15 protein-coding genes and 1 pseudogene are annotated in these 17,517 nt (G+C 70.3%); 12 read left to right on the forward strand and 4 right to left on the reverse strand.

Features of this window, described 5'->3' with window-relative positions; translation table 11 throughout:
• Positions 1 to 73: 73 nt before the first annotated feature.
• From FHX80_RS06385 to FHX80_RS06405, 5 genes and pseudogenes are all read left to right on the forward strand, one after another.
• Positions 74 to 889 carry a serine hydrolase domain-containing protein gene (locus FHX80_RS06385; RefSeq protein WP_145763308.1) on the forward strand — a complete coding sequence of 272 codons (816 nt, stop codon included), beginning with the start codon at positions 74 to 76 and terminating at the stop codon, positions 887 to 889.
• Between the two features lie 50 nt (positions 890 to 939).
• Positions 940 to 1,449, forward strand: a pseudogene (locus FHX80_RS06390) (DUF5753 domain-containing protein); the annotation flags it as partial.
• The gene (locus FHX80_RS06395) at positions 1,409 to 1,681 is read left to right on the forward strand and encodes a DUF397 domain-containing protein (RefSeq protein ID WP_145763309.1); all 273 of its coding nucleotides are present in this window, start codon (positions 1,409 to 1,411) and stop codon (positions 1,679 to 1,681) included. The pseudogene FHX80_RS06390 and the gene FHX80_RS06395, both read left to right, overlap by 41 nt.
• A gap of 309 nt (positions 1,682 to 1,990) precedes the next feature.
• Positions 1,991 to 2,644, forward strand: a complete 654-nt coding sequence (locus FHX80_RS06400) for an RNA polymerase sigma factor (RefSeq protein WP_145763310.1) — start codon at positions 1,991 to 1,993, stop codon at positions 2,642 to 2,644.
• A gap of 77 nt (positions 2,645 to 2,721) precedes the next feature.
• On the forward strand, positions 2,722 to 3,546 hold the full coding sequence (locus FHX80_RS06405) for a hypothetical protein (protein WP_167523369.1): 825 nt from the start codon (positions 2,722 to 2,724) through the stop codon (positions 3,544 to 3,546).
• 151 nt (positions 3,547 to 3,697) lie between these two features.
• On the opposite strand, the gene FHX80_RS06410 is transcribed toward FHX80_RS06405, so the two are convergent.
• Positions 3,698 to 7,012 (reverse strand): LamG-like jellyroll fold domain-containing protein, encoded by a 3,315-nt coding sequence (locus FHX80_RS06410; protein WP_145763312.1) that lies wholly within the window; start codon positions 7,010 to 7,012, stop codon positions 3,698 to 3,700.
• A gap of 14 nt (positions 7,013 to 7,026) precedes the next feature.
• Complete coding sequence (locus FHX80_RS06415) at positions 7,027 to 9,219, reverse strand: alkaline phosphatase family protein (protein WP_244318148.1); 2,193 nt, start codon at positions 9,217 to 9,219, stop codon at positions 7,027 to 7,029.
• Between the two features lie 226 nt (positions 9,220 to 9,445).
• Between FHX80_RS06415 and FHX80_RS06420 the strand changes: the two genes are divergently transcribed.
• Both FHX80_RS06420 and FHX80_RS06425 read left to right on the forward strand, forming a co-directional pair.
• Complete coding sequence (locus FHX80_RS06420) at positions 9,446 to 10,036, forward strand: GNAT family N-acetyltransferase (protein ID WP_145763313.1); 591 nt, start codon at positions 9,446 to 9,448, stop codon at positions 10,034 to 10,036.
• Between the two features lie 231 nt (positions 10,037 to 10,267).
• Entirely contained in the window at positions 10,268 to 10,825 is a 558-nt protein-coding gene (locus FHX80_RS06425; RefSeq protein ID WP_244318149.1) for a hypothetical protein, read from the forward strand.
• A gap of 151 nt (positions 10,826 to 10,976) precedes the next feature.
• On the opposite strand, the gene FHX80_RS06430 is transcribed toward FHX80_RS06425, so the two are convergent.
• A complete protein-coding gene (locus tag FHX80_RS06430) occupies positions 10,977 to 11,636 on the reverse strand; it encodes a pirin family protein (protein ID WP_145763314.1) in 660 nt (219 codons plus the stop codon).
• A gap of 122 nt (positions 11,637 to 11,758) precedes the next feature.
• Here FHX80_RS06430 and FHX80_RS06435 point away from each other — a divergent pair, with 122 nt between their 5' ends.
• The 5 genes from FHX80_RS06435 (at position 11,759) to fabF (ending at position 16,630) form a co-directional block, all read left to right on the forward strand.
• Positions 11,759 to 12,958 (forward strand): PucR family transcriptional regulator, encoded by a 1,200-nt coding sequence (locus FHX80_RS06435; protein ID WP_208764589.1) that lies wholly within the window; start codon positions 11,759 to 11,761, stop codon positions 12,956 to 12,958.
• An 89-nt stretch (positions 12,959 to 13,047) separates the two neighbouring features.
• Positions 13,048 to 13,962: an ACP S-malonyltransferase gene (locus tag FHX80_RS06440; RefSeq protein ID WP_145763316.1), complete on the forward strand. Its 915-nt coding sequence runs from the start codon at positions 13,048 to 13,050 to the stop codon at positions 13,960 to 13,962.
• 13 nt (positions 13,963 to 13,975) lie between these two features.
• Positions 13,976 to 14,977, forward strand: coding sequence for a ketoacyl-ACP synthase III (locus tag FHX80_RS06445; protein ID WP_145763317.1), 1,002 nt, complete (start codon positions 13,976 to 13,978; stop codon positions 14,975 to 14,977).
• Positions 14,978 to 15,041: 64 nt separating this feature from the next.
• Positions 15,042 to 15,290, forward strand: a complete 249-nt coding sequence (locus FHX80_RS06450; protein ID WP_024490626.1) for an acyl carrier protein — start codon at positions 15,042 to 15,044, stop codon at positions 15,288 to 15,290.
• Positions 15,291 to 15,367: 77 nt separating this feature from the next.
• A complete protein-coding gene (gene fabF / locus FHX80_RS06455) occupies positions 15,368 to 16,630 on the forward strand; it encodes a beta-ketoacyl-ACP synthase II (RefSeq protein ID WP_145763318.1) in 1,263 nt (420 codons plus the stop codon).
• A gap of 153 nt (positions 16,631 to 16,783) precedes the next feature.
• Here the strand turns inward: fabF and FHX80_RS06460 are convergent, their stop codons facing one another.
• Positions 16,784 to 17,278: a DUF3145 domain-containing protein gene (locus tag FHX80_RS06460; RefSeq protein WP_145763319.1), complete on the reverse strand. Its 495-nt coding sequence runs from the start codon at positions 17,276 to 17,278 to the stop codon at positions 16,784 to 16,786.
• Between the last annotated feature and the right edge of the window lie 239 nt (positions 17,279 to 17,517).

A 17,517-nucleotide genomic window follows, 5' to 3' on the forward strand; every position in this document is an offset into this window, starting at 1 on the left:
TGGAGTGCACTCGAAGCAAGCGCAACCGGAGCCGGGTTTCGGCGGGGGCCGGGCAGAACCTAGGCTCATACGCATGCAGAGCCTGGCGATGATCGAGAACTGGCCCGTCCCCACCGCGGCAGCAGCCGTCGTACGAGCGGACGGCACCGTCCTCGGCCGGCACGGTCCGACCGCGCACCGGTTCCCGCTCGCCTCCGTCACCAAGCCGCTCGCCGCCTACGCGGCGCTGGTGGCGTACGAGGAGGGCGCGGTCGAGCTCGACGAACCGGCCGGGCCCGAGGGTTCCACGGTCCGGCACCTGCTCGCCCACACCAGCGGCCTCGCCTTCGACGAGCACCGGGTGACGGCCCCGCCCGGCACCCGGCGGCTCTACTCCAACGCGGGCTTCGAAGTGCTCGGCGACCACATCGCCAAGGCCACCGACATCCCGTTCCCGGAGTACGCCCGCCAGGCGGTCCTGGAGCCCCTGGGCATGACCGCGACCACCCTGGACGGCTCGCCCGCCCGCGACGGCGTCTCCACCGTCGACGACCTGCTGCGGTTCGCGGCCGAGGTGCAGGCCCCCCGCCTCCTCGACCCGCGCACGGTGCTCGCCGCGCAGAGCGTCGTCCACCCCGGGCTGAAGGGCGTACTGCCGGGCTACGGCCACCAGAACCCCAACGACTGGGGTCTCGGCTTCGAGATCCGGGACTCCAAGTCGCCGCACTGGACCGGCGCGAACTCCTCCCCCGCGACCTTCGGGCACTTCGGCCAGTCCGGCACGTTCCTGTGGATCGACCCGGTGGCGGGTGCGGCCTGCGTGGCGCTCACCGACCGGGCCTTCGGGCCGTGGGCCGCCGAGGTGTGGACCCCGTTCACGGACGCGGTACTGGCCGAACTGTCGGCGTAACCGGGGCGGCACCCACGCCCGACGCGGCGGCCGGGCACTCGAACCACACGCTGTTGCAGACGGAGGACTACGCGCGGGCCGTACTGGCCACCGGAATGCCGGACGATCTGGAGGCCGTGCTCGCCGCCCGGATGGAGCGTCAGCGCATTCTGGAGCGCGAACGGCCGCCGTTGGCCTGGGCCATCCTGGACGAGGCCGCACTGTACCGGCCGATCGGCTGCGAGGAGGTCATGCGCGCCCAACTGCTCCGGCTGTTGGAGTTCACCACCAACCGGTGGATGCAGATCCAGGTGCTGCCCTTCACCGCAGGTGAACACGCAAGCCTGGAAGGGTCATTCACCACCATGCGCTTCGACGACGACCCGGACATCATCTATACCGAGGACATCATCTCCGGCCATATGACGGCCAGTCCCGACATGGTCAGGGAAGCCTCGCTCCGTTACGCTCACTTGCAGGCCGGCGCCCTCTCCGTGGAGGATTCGGCGGCTCTGATCGCCCGCGTGATGGAGGAGCGTTATGGAGACCGGCCCCGACCTGAAGAGCGCGCAGTGGCGTAAGTCCAGCTACAGCGGAAGCTCTGGCGGCGAGTGTGTCGAGTGCACCGTAACCGGCGGCGCGGCCTGGCGTAAGTCGTCGTACAGCGGTACGAACGGCGGCGAGTGCGTCGAGGTGGCGACCGGCTGCGCCGCCTCCGTTCCCGTCCGTGACAGCAAGAACCCCGGCGGGCCCGTCGTCGTCGTCGGGGCCGATGCCTGGCGGGGCTTCGTGGAGAGTCTCTGCGCGAAGTGACCTTGTCCGGGTTCGTCCGGCGGGGCCCACGATGACGAGGCCCGCCCACTACACCCGGCGTGCCTGAGCCCAGTTGCGGCCCCTGCGGCACCCCGCTGCCGCGCCGACCGCCGCCCGGTGCCGCTGACGCGGCGGCGGCCGTCGCGCCGGCGAGGCCCCCGTCAGCGGCAGCCCGATACCTTCCGCGTGTTGGGGCAGCCCCTCCGGGCGGGGTGGGCGAAACACGTAGAACGGCAGGGCCAAACCTCTCCGTCAACACGGAGCCGGCTCATCGGGAACCTTCGGCCGGTTGCCGGACACGTATAGAGCATGGAACTGAACGACGCTGGTCCCGCCACACCGGTCAGAGGTGTATCTGACCGGGAGTTGTGGATGAGGGCCGTCGGCGGCGACCGGGAGGCGTTCGGCCGGATCTTCGACCGTCATGGCAAGACCGTCTACAACCATCTGTTCCGGCGGACGGCCGACTGGGCGGAGGCCGAAGACCTCACTTCGGCCGTCTTCCTGCATGCCTGGCGTCGGCGATCGGAGACGGTGCTGGACCGCGACTCGGCCTTGCCGTGGCTGCTCGGCATCGCCGACCGTCTGCTGTCGAACACCAGGCGGCGGCTGAGGCGGGCCGAGGCGTTGCTGCACCGGCTCATCTCGCACGACGAGCAGGTGGGCGACCACGCGGAGCGCGTCGCCGTCCAGGTGGACGACGAGCGTCGCATGTCGGAAATCCACCGGGCGCTGGCCCGGCTGCCTCGCCACGAACGCGAGGTCGTCGAGCTCTGCGTGTGGTCGGGCCTGGATCAGCAGGCGGCCGCGGCAGCGCTGAAGGTGGCGGTCGGAACGGTGAAGTCCAGATTGCACCGGGCGCGGCGGAGGCTGGGGGCCGACCACGACCTCATTGGCGGAACCACGGTCACGGCGTCGTTCAGTTCGAAGAATCCCGTCAACGCGGAAGAGGTCGCACGATGAATGACACGCAGGGCATTCCTGCGGCTCCTTCCGATCGTGATCTGCCGAACCACCGGCGGACCCGAGAGGAGCTACTGATGAAGATCGATCCCGAGGAATACCGTGCTTCGCTGCGACGCGGGTGGGCAGTGCCGCTGGGTGTCGCCGCAGGCGTTGCGGCGCTGAGCGTCGCGGCCGTGGCCGGCTTCAGCGGGGTAGGGGACGCCAAGCCGCTTCTCGCCAGCCCCGCCGGAAACCCGACGAACACCACCGCGTCACCGAGTGCGAGCGCAACGCCCGGCTCCACGTCGGGCGGAGCCGGCTCGACACCGTCCTCGGCTCCCGAGTCCCCCGCCCAGGACACGTTCACCATCACCAGCACGAAGACGACCCCGATCGACACCGGGACCGTCGCCAAGATCCTGTCCTCCTGCCTGGGCTCGGACGCGGCGCGCTACCACGCGGTGATCGCGGTCCGCACTCCCGTCGCCTCACAGGACGCGGACGGCGTGGTCGTCGCCGTCGACTCCGCCGGCCAGTACGTGCAATGCGAGTCGAAGGGCGACAAGGGCAACAGTCCGGACTCGCCGCCCACGTTCATCAACAACCGCCTGTGGGGCACCGGTCACACGATCTCGTACTTCGACTCCATCGGCGCGCCCGCCGGCAAGAAGCAGCACCTCATGCTGGGCGCCGGGCACTACGCGTCCAACGTTGCCAAGATCACCATCAGCTACGGCGACAGCCCGAAGCAGTACCCGGCGGTCATGGCAGGCGGCGCGTTCGCCTACGCGGCGGCGCTGACCCCCGGCACGTCTCACTCGGGCCAGCGCTTCACGGGTCCGAACCCTTACGTCCATGCCTACGACGCGTCCGGCAAGGAGATCTACAACCAGAAGAAGGACCCGCAGTTCGCCAACTAGCAGTGGGCCTGCTGCCTTCACTGTGGTCACTGCCGCCCCGGCACATCGCCGGGGCGGCAGTGACCACGTGGCTTTCTTCGAACTGCTCGGCGTCACACGCAGCACCCTCCGAGGGCGTCGTAAGCCCGTACGCGGTGCAACGCCGGGCGCGTCAGCCCGTGGTCACCGTCCAGGGCCCGTGCGGGTCGCCCGGCTTCTGGTTCCGGGTCCACCACTTCGCCCGGTACGTCACGCCCTGGTGGGTCGCGACGTCGCCCGCCAGGAAGATCCTCGACGCGGTCCACACGGCGGTGCCGTCCTCGGCCGTGCTGATCTCCTGCCACGGCCCGTAAGGGTCGCCCGGCTTCTGGTTCCGTGTCCACCAGGCCGCCCGGTAGAACGCGCCCCGGTAGGTGACCATGTCCGTGTTGTCGTAGATCTTCGACGCGTCCCAGGGCTCGGTGCCCACGACCTCGACGGTCGCCGGCCGGTTCGCCGTGAAGCCCCACTCGTCGGTGGCCGTCACCGTCACCGGATAGGCGGCGGGCACCCAGGCGTCCACGCCCGACAGATCGACGTTCACCGCACCCGGTACATCCAGGATCGGTTCGAGCCGCGCCAGGACGGCCGCCTCGTCGAGGGGGTCACCGACGGCGAAGGTCGCGGTGCCGGCGGAGAGGGTCAGTCCGGGGACGGGTGCCACCCGGACGGTGATCGCGACCGGGTTCGAGGTGTAGCGGCCGCTGACCGCCGTGATCAGCACCGTGTACCAGCCGGGGGTGGCGAAATCGATCGTGGCGAGATCGGCCGAGAGGGTCGCGTCGGCCGGGTCGGCGGTGGCGCCCGTCCTCTTGAGGAACGCGGCGACGTCCGCCGGGCCGTGGCCCTCCTGGTACGCGACGGTGCGGTTGTCCACCGAGACGACCGGCAGCTCGGGCGCCGGTTCGGTGGAATCCTCGCCGACGGTGAAGGTGGTGACCGCCGCCGCGTGGTCACTGGCCCAGGAGTTGTCCGCCACGTCGTCCTCGGACGGCCAGCCGACAGTGAGCGGGTGCGCCTCGGCCACCTGGACACCGTCACCGGCGTACCAGACGTAGTCGATACGGTCCTGCGGTTCGGGCTGCCCGTCGGAGTGGGTCGAGGTGATGGGCGACCAGGTGTTGCCCGGGTCGGCCGAGGGGTCGGTGTTGACGACCCGGTAGGAGTCGGTCAGACCGAGGTCCGCGAAGACCTCCGGCACCGGCCAGTCCACGGCGCCCGCGCCGCAGTGGGTGTCCGAGGTCGCCGAGGTCCAGTCGGTGCCCGACGGGGAGGCCAGGTCACCGAGGAGGAGCACCGGGGTGCCACCGCTGCCGGACAGGTCGCCCGCCATCTTCCGGGCGATCTCCCGGGCCTGGGCGTAACGGGTGGTGGTCCTCTCATGTGCCGTCAGGTCTGCGGCGCCGTCGAAACACGCCCGGTAGGGGCCGTAGTCGGCCTCGTCCAGACGCGCGTCCCACACCCGCACCGGCGTACCGGCCACATCGAGGGTGACGGCCGCCGCCGGGGCTGCGTCGCTCGGGGCAACCCGGTCGGTGGCCGCGATCGGGTGGGCGGAGACGATACCGAGATCCCCGGAGGCGTGCACGTGCCAGCCCAGCGCGTCGGCGACCTGCCGGGCCATGTCCGCCCCGCCGTCCTGGAAGCCGATCAGGCCGATGCCCTGGGTGGCGATCACCGCGACGTTCTTCCCCACCGCGTCCGTGACATGGCCTCCGCCCTCCCAGGCGTTCCACGAAGCGCTCTGGATCCGCGGCGCCGCGCCCCGAGCGGCGACCGGGACCTGCACCTCGATCTGCGCGGTCGTCGTGCCGTCGGTGGCCCGGACGGTGATCGTGCCGTCGTCCTGCGGTACGTCGTCGGGGGCGGTGCCCGTGACAACGCCCCCGGGGCTCACGTCGAGCCAGCTGTCCCCCGTCACCTCGGAGAAACTGACCGGCGCATCGTTCTGTTCGGTCCAGCCGGTGCTCCACAGCCCGGCGAGCGGCTGGTCGATGTCGCCGGAGACCACCGTGGCGGGCAGCCTGAAGGTGGCGGACATGAAACCTGCCGTGCCGAGCGGGCCGAGCTTGGTCACCGAGAGCCGGTCGAACGACACGCTCGCCGAGTCGAGTTCCAGACCGAGCACCCCCTTGGCCGTGCGGGGAATCCTGACGCCGGTGAGCACCGGGCGGCCGTTGAGGTGGAGGTTCGCCACCGTGCCGTGCACTTCGAGGGCGATGTCCACATCGGTGCCGGTGCCCAGGTCCGAGCTGTACGCCGCGCTCTTGATGCCCGTCGTGGACGCGGGGAACCGGGTCATCGCGCGGACCCCGTCGGCGGCCGTGGTGTCGGCGGCGACCGCGAAGACCGGGTACGGGCGGACGCCGTTGCCGGGCGTGTCGGCGACCACCCCGAACCACGGGCCGGTGGGCCGGAGCACGCTGTCGAAGCGGGCGGTCGCCCGGAGGACGTAGTCGTCCAGATGCGGGCCGAAGGTGATCAGCGGATCGTCCCCGGCGGCGGGCGAGTTCCCGGTCAGACGGCCGCCGGTCACCTTCCACGAGGCCGAACCGGTGGCCTGGTTCCAGCAGTTGACACCGGCCGCATCCGAGAAGTCCTCGTTCAGGACGACGGACCCGGCGGCGGCGTCGGCCGCGTCCGCGATCCCCTTCCGGTACGCGGAGCAGTCCGGGGCGTCCGGCGGCGGGGCCGTGTTCCGCCGCACGAAGGACGCCACCTGGTCGGCCGAGAGCGCCGAGTCCCAGACATGGGCGGTACTGAGGGTGACCGGCGAGGGGGTCTCGATACCGCCGCCGCCCGCCGAGTCGGCGCCCAGGGTCCAGTTCTGCGCCCCGGCGGCGGGGACGGTGAGCGGGCCCGCGGCGGCCGTGGTCGAGGCGAGGGCGCCGTCGACGTACAGCTTGACGCTCTGGCCGTCCCAGGTGGCGACCGCGTCGTACCACTGGCCGGGCACGATCGGGGCGCGGGTGTACTTGTAGCCGCCGACGTTCACCGAGAACGCCAGCCGGCCGCTGTCGATCTGCAGGTCGGCGCCGCCCGACTGGGCGTTGGAGCAGATCGCCGCCTGCCCCGAGGCGGGCAGGGAATCACCGTTCCAGCGGAACCGGCACTCCACCGAGAACCCACCGGTCAGCTTGGGCCACTGCGCGGCGAACGGATAGGTGTACGCGTCCGTGGTGCCGTTGAAGGTCGCCGCGCGCTTGGCCACGCTCTGGTCGTGGGTGATGGACGGGGTGCCCTTGGTGACGGGCGCAAGATTCTGGGCGTGGTCCGTCGGCTTGCCGTCGGCGAAGTCCACGTCCAGGACGTTCGGATCGGGAACGGGGACGGCGGCTGCCGCTGTCGGCGCGATGTCGGCCGCCGTCGCCGTCATCACGGAGAACGGCGCGAGGAGCGCCGCGAAGGCGGCCGTGGCGGCCACCAGGAGTCTGGCTCTGGGTCGCATGCTCTTCTCTCTCCTCAGACCGTCGAGACACGGCCGGCGTACCGCTGGGTCCAGCCGGTCCCGGTGCTGGCGGTGAGCACCACGTCGTAGTAGCCCTGCTCGGTGGGCCAGTCCACGACGGTGGAGGCGCCGCCGGCGACGGTGTACCTCTGGGTGCCGCCCAGGTAGTCGTTGGCCGTCAGCGTGTAACGGACGGCCTGCGTACCGTCGTTGTGGAGCGTCAGCCTGACCTCGCCGTGCCTGCCCCTGCCCAGCTCCGCCTCGATGCGCGGAATGCCGATGTTCTTCTGGCTCGCGGGAATCACCTGTCCGGCGAAGGAGCGCAGGAAGCCGTCGGGCCCGTAGACGGAGAAGGCGTACTTGCCGTCGGTCTTCTTCACGTCCCAGGTGTACGAACGGGGGGCCGCCTCGGTCACCGTGTACGGCGTGTTGGCGAAGGCGAGGTACTGGTCGGGGAAGACCTGGAGGCTCACCGCCTTGCCCGCCGCACCGCCGGACAGCGTCATGGACGCGGTCACCGTGCCGGCGGAGCGGTTCTCGGTGAACGTGGCGTGCGGGTGGAAGGAGAGGCCGCGCGGCTTCATCCTGTCCGCCGGGAGCTCCGGCGGGGTCCCGGTGACCGGGTCCGCGATGACGACCGGACCCGGCTGCGGGTGCGCGAAGTCGATCGCGCTGGTCAGGTCGCCGGCGACGGCCCGGCGCCAGTCGGTGATGTTCGGGCAGGTGAACGGCTTGCCCAGGGAGGCGGCCCAGGTCTCCAGGAACTTCACCGTCGAGGTGTGGTCGAACACCTCCGACGCGACGTAGCCGCCTCGTGTCCACGGCGAGACCAGCAGCATCGGCACCCAAGGCCCGAACCCGTACGGAGTGGTGCCCGAGAACTCACCGGCCGTGCCCGGCTCCGGGCGCGGGGGCAGTACATGGTCGAACTTTCCGTCGTTCTCGTCGTAGGTGATGATCACCAGGGTGTGGTTCCAGATGTCCTCGTTGCTCTGGAGCGTCCGGAGCACCTTGTTCATGTAGCGCTCACCGTGCACGGTGTCGAAGCCCGGGTGCTCGCTCCACGCGGCGGGCATCACCACCCAGGAGACCTCGGGAAGCGGATGCTCCGCCCCCGGCTCGCAGGCGGCGATCAGGTCGCGGAGGACCGCGTCGAGGTTCGCCTCGGAGTCGTCGTTGGGCGTGGTGGCGCCCGCGTAAACAAAGGAGTTGGCCTTCCAGATCTTGCCGGTGCCGGGTGCGAGATCGTCCTCGTCCGCCGTGTGGGGGTCGAAGGACTTGAAGCTGTTGGTGACATTGCAGCCGTACTCACCGACATAGCCGCTCTGGAGGCTGCCGCCGACGCCCTTGCCGCTGTTGTCGGAGTAGACCCGCCAGTCGATGCCGGCCTGCTGGAGCTGCTCGGGGACCGTGGTCCAGCCGCGGCTGTAGTTGTTCTGGCCGGCGTTGGAGATCTCGCCGCCCGCCGAACCGGTCATCAGGTAGTAGCGGTTCGGGATGGTCGGCCCGTGCAACGAGCAGAAGTTCATGTCGCAGACGGTGTACTGGGAGGCGAGCGAGTACATCCACGGCATGTGGTCGGGCGTGTAGTACCACATGCAGTGGTCGCCCTTGTCCTTCACCCAGGTGTTCCACCGCCCGCCGTTGGCACCGTAGAAGTTGTGGTTGTCGCCCCAGGTGGCGGTCGACACGGCGGGCGTCACGATGGCGCCGGTGGCGTCGCGCTGCTGGAAGACGTCGGTGCCGTCCTGGAACCTCAGGACCTGCTTGTCGTGGTGCCCGCGCACACCGGGCAGCTGACCGAGGTAGTGGTCGAAGGACCGGTTCTCCTGCATGAGGATCACCACATGCTTCAGATCGGACATATCACCGCTGAAGCCCTCGGGCAGGACGTATTCGGCCGCACTGGCCCGCGCCCCGCCGACCGCTTCGGCGACCGGGCCGACAGCCATCGCACCGAGGGCGACGGCGGCCGACTGGAGCATCCGGCGCCGGGTGATGCGGAATTCACCGGCGGGGCTCACGGCGTTTTCGGTGACTCCGGTTCTTTCGGCAATTTCTCTGTCCGAGATGTTCACGATGTTTTCGGTGTTCTCGGTGATCTCGGCGATCTCGGTGTTCTCGGTGATCTCGGTGATCTCGGTGATCTCGGTATTTCCGGTGTTCTCGATGCCGAGGCACGGGGGCTCGATGGTGGTGAGAGTCATCAGGGGACCTCTGGGGGAGAGAGATTCAGGGGGCGAACGGCGGCGCGTGCCTGCGAAAACTAGGCCGTCGGGGCGAACGGCGGGCGAACCACGGCCGTACTCCTGAGACACCGACAGATGATCTCTCGCCCGTTCCGCCGGGTGGGAAAGTACCGAGGCCAACATGCCAACAGGCCGTGCCATCCCGGTAGTCGGAAATCACGAATGGCCGATACCCTCCCTGGCCATGACCGACATAGTCCGTGCCACCGCCTCCGACGTACCGGCGCTCGCCACCGTCCTCGCCAGCGCCTATGCCGAGGACCCCGTCTGGTCGTGGCTGATGCCGCACGACCGGGACCGGCGGCTGCGGCTCCTGTTCACCGCGCACCTGGCGCAGCAGGTCCCGGCGGGCCGGGTGTGGACCGACCCGGACCGCACGGTGGCGGCGGCGTGGGCGGAGCCCGGACAGTGGAAGCTCCCTGCGAGCTACCTGCTGCGCAACGCGGGCACCCTGCTGCGGGCGGCGCGCACCCAACTGCCCCGTACCGGGATGCGGCTGCTCGCCCTGGAGCACCGCCATCCGGCCGACCCCGCGCACTGGTACGTCGAGTACATAGGCACCCACGCCGACGCGCGCGGCACGGGGCGCGGGTCGCAGGTGCTGGGCGGGCTGCTGGCGCAGGCGGAGGCTGACGGGCGTCCGGTGTTCCTGGAGTCGAGCAACCGGCGCAATCTGACGTTCTACGAGCGGCACGGTTTCGCCGTGCACGAGGAGATGACGTTTCGGTCCGGGCCGCCGATGTGGTCGATGTGGCGGCGGGAGAACGATCGGTAGCGCTCTGACCGCATGGGTTCGCCGGCTCGACCGGTGTCCGGGGCTGGAGGTATCGAGCCGGTGGCTGTTCATCGCCGGCCGTCGGGGTGTTCCCCGTCGCCCACCGGCGGAAGAGGATCGGCGCGCCTCGGTGAGGTCGCCTGGTCCGCACCCACGACGCCACCTGCTTTCAGGGAGCTGGCTTCGCCCTCAGCCACCGGTGAAGAACACTGTGGCTGGGATGATGCCTCGGTGAGCCACTTCTCGTACTCCGGCACCGGCCCTGGTCATGAGCGGCAGTATCTTTCGGAGTTCGAGCGAGTCCAGCCCGGTCAGTGGCCGGAGTGGGAGGCCGCGCTCGCCGTGGTCAATCGCGACCTGACGGCGACCCTGCCGGGTCAGGACGCGCTGGTACTGATGGTCGCCCCGCCTTTTCAGCCCTTGCCCCCGAACGGAACCGACAGGGGGCAGGTCTACGTGGCGATGCCCGACGGCCGTTGGCACGGCAATTCGGTGAATGCGGACGACCTGGAGGAGGGCGACCCGCCGGAGCCGGACGATGCGACGACGGTCCTGACCGTGGTCGCGGATGCGGCTCAGGCGACCGTCATGGAGTTGCTCCGGCAGGTCTGGCCGCTCTGCTGGCAGCACAGGATCGGAATGCATCCTCGTCCCGCAGGAACCACTGACGGCTGGTCCCAGGGCGAAACGGACGCGACCGGTCCACCGGTGTGGTGGTGCCGGGGCGGCCGGGACGGCAAGTGCCACGACGTGTCCCTGGTGGGCGAGTTGGCCGCCACCCTGCCATGAGCTCGGCGTCGCGCACTGCGGCGCAGCGAGTGCAGACGAGGCAGCCGATAGCCGTGGGACCGGGCGGTTGCGCCTCGCCGCCGGACGAGAACACAGCGGGACGACCCTGAAGCCGGCCCGGCAGCTCAGCCCGGCAGCTCAGCCCGGCACCTCAGCCCGGCAGTTCCCAGACCAGCGCCTCCGCCGCCCCGCCGCAGCCGACCAGCTCCAGCCCCTCTTCCCCGGTGATCCGCGCCGAGTCGCCCGGCCCCAGCTCCTCGTCGCTGATCCGCACCTCCCCGGCCACCACATGGACGTACACCCGAGGCGCGTCCGGCACCGCAGAACGCTCGCCCTCCCCCAGTCGCCGGACATGCAGCATCGCGCCCGCCTCCGGGAGGGCGTACGGGGTGGAGTCCGCGATGCCGGGGACGGTCGTGTACGAGGGCTCGCCGCCCGGCTCCAGCGGTGCGAGCCACATCTGGAGGAAGGTCAGCGGGACGTCCCCATCGTTGCGTTCGACGTGCCGGACGCCGCCCGCCGCGCTGAGGTGCTGGATGTCCCCGGCCCGCACGACGGTGGCACGGCCGGTGGAGTCGCGGTGGGTCAGCTCCCCCTCCACCACCCAGGTCACGATCTCCGTGTGGCTGTGCGGGTGCTCGTCGAAGCCCGCGCCGGGGGCCAGGCGTTCCTCGTTGCAGGCGAGGACCGGGCCGAAGCGGAGGTTGTCCGGGTCGTAGAAGGTGCCGAAGGAGAAGGAGTGCCGGGACTCGATGCCGGCCGCCTCTTCCCCGCCCCTGAAGCGGTCGCCCGAGCGACGTACGGAAATCACCCGGCCCACGGTAGCCCGCGCCGCCGGACCAGGGCCCCGGCCGTGGGCCACTACCCGACGGAACGACCCGCGGACCGCCCCACCCCTCCGGGTGGCCGTCCGGATAGGGCAGTCTTGTGTCCGTGCCCCGACCCGATCCTGAGCAGCCCGCTGCGAACGACGCCCATCTCCATGCCGCGACCCTGAAACGGCTGGAGCAGTCCTCCGGCCGGCTGGCCGCGAACGCGATCGCCCGCATGGACGAGTCACTGCCCTGGTACCGGGCCATGCCGCCGGAGAACCGGTCGTGGATCGGCCTGGTCGCCCAGGCCGGTATCGCCGCCTTCACCGAGTGGTTCCGGCATCCGGAGACCCCGCAGGCCATCTCGACCGATGTCTTCGGTACGGCTCCGCGCGAGTTGACCCGGGCGATCACGCTGCGGCAGACCGTCGAGATGGTGCGTACGACGATCGAGGTCATGGAGGCCGCGATCGACGAGGTCGCCGCGCCCGGCGACGAGTCGGTGCTGCGCGAGGCACTGCTCGTCTACGCGCGGGAGATCGCCTTCGCGACCGCCCAGGTGTACGCCCAGGCCGCCGAGGCCCGGGGCGCGTGGGACGCCCGGCTCGAATCGCTCGTGGTGAACGCGGTGCTGTCCGGGGAGGCCGACGAGGGCGCCGTGTCCCGGGCCGCCGCGCTCGGCTGGAACTCCCCCGAACACGTCTGCGTGCTGCTCGGCACGGCACCGGACGGGGACAGCGAGCTGACCGTGGAGGCGATCAGGCGGGCCGCCCGGCACGCCAAGCTCCAGGTCCTGACCGGGGTGCTCGGCAACCGGCTCGTCGTCATCGCGGGCGGCAGCGACAATCCGCTCCAGGTCGCGAAGGCCCTGATCGGCCCGTACGCGGCGGGTCCGGTCGTCGCCGGTCCCGTGGTGCCCGACCTGCTGGCGGCCACCCGGTCCGCGCAGGCCGCCGCCGCCGGGCTCAAGGCGTGCAGCGCCTGGCAGGACGCGCCCCGGCCGGTCCTCGCGGACGATCTGCTGCCGGAGCGCGCGATGGCGGGTGACCCGGCCGCGCGGGACCAGTTGGTAGAGGAGATCTACAGACCGCTTGAAGAAGCGGGTTCCGCTCTCCTGGAGACGCTGAGTGTGTATCTGGAACAGGCGAGCAGTCTCGAAGGGGCCGCCAGGATGCTCTTCGTCCACCCCAACACCGTGCGCTACCGGCTGCGACGTGTGACGGACGTCACCGGGTGGTCACCGTCCGATGTCCGCTCGGCGTTCACGCTGCGGATCGCCCTCATCCTGGGGCGTCTGGCCGACAGGGATCCTCAGTCCTAGACTTTTGTCGGACATCAACAATTCCCCATACGGTTCTTCGTCCCTGTCCCCACGGGTGTTCCGGACCGTTCACAAGAGAGAGTGTGAGGGTGCTCGTACTCGTCGCTCCCGGCCAAGGCGCTCAGACGCCCGGCTTCCTGACTCCCTGGCTCGACCTCCCCGGTGCCACCGACCGCATCGCGGGCTGGTCCGACGCCATCGGGCTCGACCTTGCCCACTACGGCACGAAGGCCGACGCGGACGAGATCCGCGACACCGCGGTGGCTCAGCCACTGCTGGTCGCAGCCGGTCTGCTGTCCGCAGCGGCACTCGACGCGTCACCGAACGTCGTCGCAGGTCACAGCGTTGGCGAAATCACTGCGGCCGCTTTTGCCGGAGTCATCGACGACGAGGCCGCCCTCCGTCTCGTACGCACCCGCGGGCTCGCCATGGCCGAGGCCGCGGCGGTCACCGAGACCGGCATGGCCGCGCTGCTCGGCGGGGACCCCGAGGTCACCATCCAGCACCTGGAGAAGCTCGGCCTGACCCCGGCGAACGTCAACGGGGCCGGTCAGATCGTCGCCGCCGGCACCGCCGCGCAGATCGCCGCGCTCGCCGACGACAAGCCCGAGGGTGTGCGCCGCGTGGTGCCCCTGAAGGTCGCCGGCGCGTTCCACACGCACCACATGGCACCCGCCGTCGAGCGGCTCCGCGAGGCCGCCGCGGCCCTGGAGGTCTCCGACCCGGCCGTGACATATGTCTCGAACGCCGACGGGCGGACCGTCGCCACCGGCGCGGAGGTCATCTCCCGCCTGGTCGGCCAGGTCGCCAACCCGGTCCGCTGGGACCTGTGCATGGAGACCTTCAAGGAACTGGGTGTCACGGCGCTGATCGAGGCCTGCCCCGGCGGCACGCTCACCGGTCTCGCCAAGCGTGCGCTGCCCGGCGTGCAGACCCTCGCGCTCAAGACCCCCGACGACCTCGACGCGGCCCGCGCGCTCATCGCTGAGCACGCGGGCGCCTAAGGAGCCCGAGAGCATGTCGAAGATCAAGCCCAGTCAGGGCGCCCCGTACGCACGGATCATGGGTGTCGGCGGCTACCGCCCGACCCGTGTCGTGCCGAACGAGGTGATCCTCGAGACGATCGACTCCTCCGACGAGTGGATCCGCTCCCGGTCCGGCATCGCCACCCGCCACTGGGCCTCCGACGAGGAGACCGTGGCGGCGATGTCCGTCGAGGCGTCCGGCAAGGCCATCGCCGATGCCGGGATCACCCCGTCGCAGATCGGCGCGGTCATCGTCTCCACCGTCTCGCACTTCAAGCAGACCCCGGCCATCGCCACCGAGATCGCCCACAAGATCGGCGCGGGCAAGCCCGCCGCGTTCGACATCTCGGCCGGCTGCGCGGGCTTCGGCTACGGCCTGACGCTCGCCAAGGGCATGATCGTCGAGGGCTCGGCACAGTACGTGCTCGTGATCGGCGTGGAGCGGCTGAGCGACCTCACCGACCTGAACGACCGCGCGACGGCGTTCCTGTTCGGCGACGGCGCCGGAGCCGTCATCGTCGGCCCGTCCAAGGTGCCCGCCATCGGCCCCACGGTATGGGGCTCCGAGGGCGACAAGTCCGAGACGATCAAGCAGACCGTGGCGTGGGACACCTTCCACGCCGAACGACCGGAGAAGTTCCCGGCCATCACGCAGGAGGGCCAGGCGGTCTTCCGCTGGGCCGTGTTCGAGATGGCGAAGGTCGCCCAGCAGGCGCTGGACGCGGCCGGGATCGCCCCGGAAGACCTGGACGTCTTCATTCCGCACCAGGCCAACATGCGGATCATCGACTCGATGGTGAAGACCCTGAAGCTGCCGGAGCACGTCACGGTCGCCCGTGACGTGGAGACCACCGGCAACACCTCCGCCGCCTCGATTCCGCTCGCTATGGAGCGGCTTCTGGCGACCGGTCAGGCGAAGAGCGGCGACACCGCGCTCGTCATCGGCTTCGGGGCGGGTCTCGTCTACGCCGCGACGGTCGTTACTCTCCCCTAGGCACACCGGGTCTTTCCGGCCCGGACACCCGAACCCAGCAGATATACACCGAAGGAGCGCCAACATGGCCGCCACTCAGGAAGAGATCGTCACCGGTCTCGCCGAGATCGTCAACGAGATCGCCGGTATCCCGGTCGAGGACGTCCAGCTGGACAAGTCCTTCACCGACGACCTGGACGTCGACTCGCTGTCCATGGTCGAGGTCGTCGTCGCCGCCGAGGAGCGCTTCGACGTCAAGATTCCCGACGAGGACGTCAAGAACCTCAAGACGGTCGGCGATGCTGCCGACTACATCCTCAAGCACCAGGCCTGATCCAGCCGGCTCGTGTGTCGCCACCCGGCGGTGGCGCCGCTGATTCACGACCCCCTACACGTGGAGAAGATTTTCCAGTGAGCTCGACCAATCGCACCGTGGTCGTCACCGGTATCGGCGCAACCACTCCGCTGGGTGGCGATTCCGCATCGACCTGGGAAGGTCTGATGGCCGGCCGGTCCGGCGTCAAGCCTCTCGAGGGCGAACGTTTCGCCGAACTGCCTGTCCGGATCGCGGCCCTCGCGGCCGTCGACCCGGGTGACGTCCTGCCCCGCCCGCTCGCCCGCAAGCTGGACCGCTCGGCGCAGTTCGCGCTGATCGCGGCCCGTGAGGCGTGGGCGGACGCGGGCTTCACCGGCAAGGCCGGTGAGGACGAGAACATCCAGCCCGAGCGGCTGGGCTCGGTCATCGCTTCCGGTATCGGCGGCGTGATCACCCTGCTCGACCAGTACGACGTGCTGAAGGAGAAGGGCGTACGCCGCGTCTCCCCGCACACCGTGCCCATGCTCATGCCCAACGGTCCGGCCGCCAACGTCGGTATCGAGGTGAACGCCCAGGCGGGCGTCCACACCCCGGTCTCCGCCTGTGCGTCGGGCGCCGAGGCGATCGGGTACGCCGTCGAGATGATCCGCACCGGCCGTGCCGATGTGGTCCTCGCCGGTGGCACCGAGGCGGCCATCCACCCGCTGCCGATCGCCGCGTTCGCCAACATGATGGCGATGTCCAAGAGCAACGACGAGCCCGAGAAGGCCTCGCGCCCCTACGACACCGCCCGGGACGGCTTCGTCCTCGGCGAGGGCGCCGGCATCGTCATCCTGGAGTCCGCGGAGCACGCCGCCGCGCGCGGCGCCCGGGTCTACTGCGAGGTGCTGGGCCAGGGGCTGTCCGCGGACGCCCACCACATCGCGCAGCCCGAGCCGACCGGGCGCGGTATCGCCGCGGCGATGCAGAACCTGCTGGACCAGACGGACCTCAAGCCGTCCGAGGTCGTGCACCTCAACGCGCACGCGACGTCCACGCCGCAGGGCGACGTCGCCGAGCTGAGGGCGCTGCGCAAGATCCTGGGCGACGACCTGGACCATGTCGCGATCTCCGCGACGAAGTCGATGACGGGTCACCTCCTCGGTGGCGCGGGTGGCATCGAGACCGTGGCGACGGTCCTGGCGCTGCACCACCGGATGGCTCCGCCGACCATCAACATCGACAACCTCGACGACGCGGTCGAGGCCGACATCGTGCGTGACACTCCGCGGCCGTTGCCCGAGGGGCCGATCGCGGCGATCAACAACTCGTTCGGGTTCGGCGGGCACAACGTGGTGCTGGCGTTCCGGAGCGTGTGATCCTTTCCCGCTGTACGTGTGAAGCCCGTCTCCCCGGTTCCGGGGAGGCGGGCTTCACACGTCGCGGGGATGAGATCAAGCCTCGCCGGTGTTCGAGGCGCGGGGTCCGCGGCCGGGCCCCGGTCATACGACTCCCCGTCACACGGCCCCCGGTCACACGACCTGGTGGAGCCAGCGGACCGGGGCGCCCTCGCCCGCGTGACGGAAGGACTCCAGTTCGTCGTCCCACGGCTTGCCCAGGAGCGTGGCGATCTCCGCCTCCAGGTCCGTCTCGCCCCGCACCGACCGCGCCAGCGCGGCCCGCAGCCGGTCCTCGGGGATCAGGATGTCGCCGTGCATGCCGGTGACCGCGTGGAAGATGCCCAGCTCGGGCGTGGAGCTGTAGCGCTCGCCCTCCGCGGCCGGCGACGGCTCCGCCGTCACCTCGAAGCGCAGCAGATCCCAGCCGCGCAACGCGGAGGCGAGCTTCGAGGCCGTGCCCGGCCGGGCCTGCCAGGAGAACTCGGACCGCCAGGTGCCGGGCACGGCCGGCTGTCTGATCCAGTCGAGCTGGACCCTCACACCGAGTACACCCTCCACCGCCCATTCCACGTGTGGGCAGAGCGCGCGCGGTGCGGAGTGAACGTACAGAACTCCACGTGTCGTCACCGGGACCTCCAGTCTGGGACGAGGTTCGCCTTCCCCCGCGGCCTCGCGCCCGAACCGTCTCTTCTCGGCCGGTTCCCGAGGCTTTCATCAGTTAACAGCATCGGGAGTTAATCTCCGGAAAAGGGACAGTACGTGACGTGATGTGATGTTCGGAAGCCACCCGAGTGGAGCCTGGCTGCCGAAAGAGCCACTGGTTCGACGGGGAAAAGCTACCGTGCGGCGGCGTCCGAGGTGTGACG

Source organism: Streptomyces brevispora (assembly GCF_007829885.1).
GTDB classification, from domain to species: Bacteria; Actinomycetota; Actinomycetes; order Streptomycetales; family Streptomycetaceae; genus Streptomyces; species Streptomyces brevispora.

Excerpts from the sequence above, each read along its gene's own strand:
- FHX80_RS06385 (WP_145763308.1), top strand. The coding sequence starts at position 74 with ATGCAGAGCCTGGCGATGATCGAGAACTGGCCCGTCCCCACCGCGGCA.
- FHX80_RS06395 (WP_145763309.1), top strand. The coding sequence starts at position 1,409 with ATGGAGACCGGCCCCGACCTGAAGAGCGCGCAGTGGCGTAAGTCCAGC.
- FHX80_RS06400 (WP_145763310.1), top strand. The coding sequence starts at position 1,991 with ATGGAACTGAACGACGCTGGTCCCGCCACACCGGTCAGAGGTGTATCT.
- FHX80_RS06405 (WP_167523369.1), top strand. The coding sequence starts at position 2,722 with ATGAAGATCGATCCCGAGGAATACCGTGCTTCGCTGCGACGCGGGTGG.
- FHX80_RS06410 (WP_145763312.1), bottom strand. The coding sequence starts at position 7,012 with ATGCGACCCAGAGCCAGACTCCTGGTGGCCGCCACGGCCGCCTTCGCG.
- FHX80_RS06415 (WP_244318148.1), bottom strand. The coding sequence starts at position 9,219 with ATGACTCTCACCACCATCGAGCCCCCGTGCCTCGGCATCGAGAACACC.
- FHX80_RS06420 (WP_145763313.1), top strand. The coding sequence starts at position 9,446 with ATGACCGACATAGTCCGTGCCACCGCCTCCGACGTACCGGCGCTCGCC.
- FHX80_RS06445 (WP_145763317.1), top strand. The coding sequence starts at position 13,976 with ATGTCGAAGATCAAGCCCAGTCAGGGCGCCCCGTACGCACGGATCATG.
- FHX80_RS06450 (WP_024490626.1), top strand. The coding sequence starts at position 15,042 with ATGGCCGCCACTCAGGAAGAGATCGTCACCGGTCTCGCCGAGATCGTC.